Origin of the sequence: Frankia canadensis (genome assembly GCF_900197875.1) — a bacterium.
GTDB lineage: Bacteria > Actinomycetota > Actinomycetes > Frankiales > Frankiaceae > Frankia > Frankia canadensis.
In genome coordinates this window covers 1-2134 of sequence record NZ_FZMO01000381.1, presented here as the reverse complement: position 1 = coordinate 2134, position 2134 = coordinate 1, and the positions used below count along the sequence as shown (strand labels likewise).

The 2134-nt window shown below is 73.7% G+C and carries 2 protein-coding genes; one reads left to right on the top strand and one right to left on the bottom strand.

The genetic code is table 11. The annotated features are described in order from the left end of the window. On the bottom strand, positions 1–664 hold a 664-nt coding region (locus C1A33_RS24235; protein ID WP_480014670.1), incomplete at its 3' end, for an MATE family efflux transporter. A 150-nt stretch (positions 665–814) separates the two neighbouring features. Between C1A33_RS24235 and C1A33_RS24230 the strand changes: the two genes are divergently transcribed. Further along, positions 815–2134: glycosyltransferase family 4 protein (locus C1A33_RS24230; protein WP_101833639.1), on the top strand; the 1320-nt coding region annotated here is incomplete at its 3' end.

Genomic DNA, 2134 nt, shown 5'->3' with positions numbered 1-2134 from the left:
CATCGGGGTGGTCGTCGGGGCCGAGCACGCCCCGGGGGCCGTCGGACCGGGTGCGCGCCACGGCCCACCGGGCGTGCTCGGCCCCGACGACCACCCCGATGACGATGCCGAGACCGGCGCCGTTGACTCCCAGCCCCGCCACCACGAAGATGATCACCAGGCCGATCCGGACGAAGCCCTCGACGACGAAGTTGACCGCGAGGCGCTGGTAGGCGCCGCGGGCCTGGATCAGGCCGCGCTCGACGCACAGCAGCGTCCACAGCGCGGCCCCGATCGTCGCCTCGGCGATCGCCACCGGGTGGGGGTAGGACATCAGCGCCGCCATCGGGCGCGACAGCACGATCGCGACGACCGTGGCGATCACGATCGCGACGCCGCAGGCCCCGCGCAGCCGGCGGATCCAGAACCACTGCTCGCGGCGGGTGTCGCCGGGGCCCGACGTCTCGTGCTGGACGACCGCGATGAGCAGGGCGTTCCCGGCGACGGAAAGGATCAGGAAGATGCTGACCTGGACGGACACCGCGCCGTAGGAATCGGAATCCAGCGCCCGCGCGACGATCAGATTCATCAGCAGGTTGCACCCGTTGACGAGCATCCCGGCGACCGCCAAAGCCGCCGGCCCGGCAAGCAGCCCGGCCACAGCCTCGCGCGATGGCTTCGCCATCAGTCTCCCCATCGGGTTGGTTCGGGACCCATCGGTCACTCATGGCGGAACGCCGCCCATGGTATGTGGCCGCCGATTTCTCCGGCATCGGTAGGTTGCAGGCGAACATGCTAAGCCCTGTGGACCACAGCGAGAGGAACGCCACTGCCGATGGAAAAGTCCCGCCCACCGTCCCCCACCACCGTGCCGAGGCAGCGCCACCTGCCCGCGCTCGCCGGTCGGCACGTGGTGTTCCTCAACTGGCGTGACCGGGCGCATCCCCAGGCCGGCGGGGCGGAACTGTTCTGCCAGTCGATCGCCGAACGCTTCGCCGCGGCGGGTGTCCGGGTCACTCTGCTGACCTCCCGGCCGGCCGGTGAGGGGGGCCCGTCGGCCCTGCCGGCCGAGTCCGTGGGCGGGGTGGACATACGCCGGGGGGGTGGCACCTTCGGCGTGTATCCGGCCGTTCTCGCGCGGCTGGCGAGTCTCGGGCGCGCCGGGCATCGCGTCGACGCCGTCGTCGACTGCCAGAACGGGATCCCGTTCTTCAGCCCGTTGGTGCTACCCGCCGCCACCCCGATCGTGCAGGTCCTCCACCACGTCCACCAGAAGCAGTTCCCGCTGTACTTCCCCGGGCCGGTCGCCCGTGTCGGCCAGGTGCTGGAGTCGCCCGGCAGCCGGCTGGTCTACCGGCACCGGCCGGTCGTCGTCGTCTCGCCGTCGACGCGGGACGAGGCACGCGCCGTCCTGGGCCTGCCCGGCCCCCGCTACCTGGTTCCCAACGGCGTGACCAGCATGGCCCCGCCCACCGCGACCAACGGCGCCACCGGGGTCGAGGCCGGCCTCGGCGCCTGCGATGACGGCGTTGGTGGCGGTGCGGGTGAGGGCGGCGGACCGGCCGCCGTGCCGACGATCGTGTGCGTCGGGCGGCTCGTTCCGCACAAGCGCCTGCACCTGCTGCTCGACGCCGTGGCGACCCTCGCCGCCGCGCATCCCGGGCTCGCCGTGCACATCATCGGCGACGGGCCCGACCGGGATCGGCTGCGGGCGCATGCCGCCTCACTCGGGCTCAGCACCGCCGCGGGCCTCCCCCACCGCGACGGTGACGTCGTGCGATGGCACGGCTATGTCGACACCGCCACCCGGGACCGGCTGCTCGCCTCGGCCTGGCTGACGGTGAACCCGTCGCATGGCGAGGGCTGGGGACTGTCCGTGCTGGAGGCGGCGGCGCTGGGCGTGCCGGCGGTCGCGTTCCGGGTCCCCGGACTGCGCGACGCGGTGCGCGACGGCGTGACCGGCTGGCTCGTCGAGGACGGCGAGCCGCTCGGGCCCACGCTGGACGCGGCGCTGCGCACCCTCGCGGATCCGGCGGGCGCGGCGCGGGTGCGATCCGCCGCACGGACCTGGGCGTCCGGGTTCACCTGGGACGCCAGCGCCGAACTGCTGGCCCGGGTGGTCGGCGCGGAGATCGACCGGCTGGAGGCGATGGCC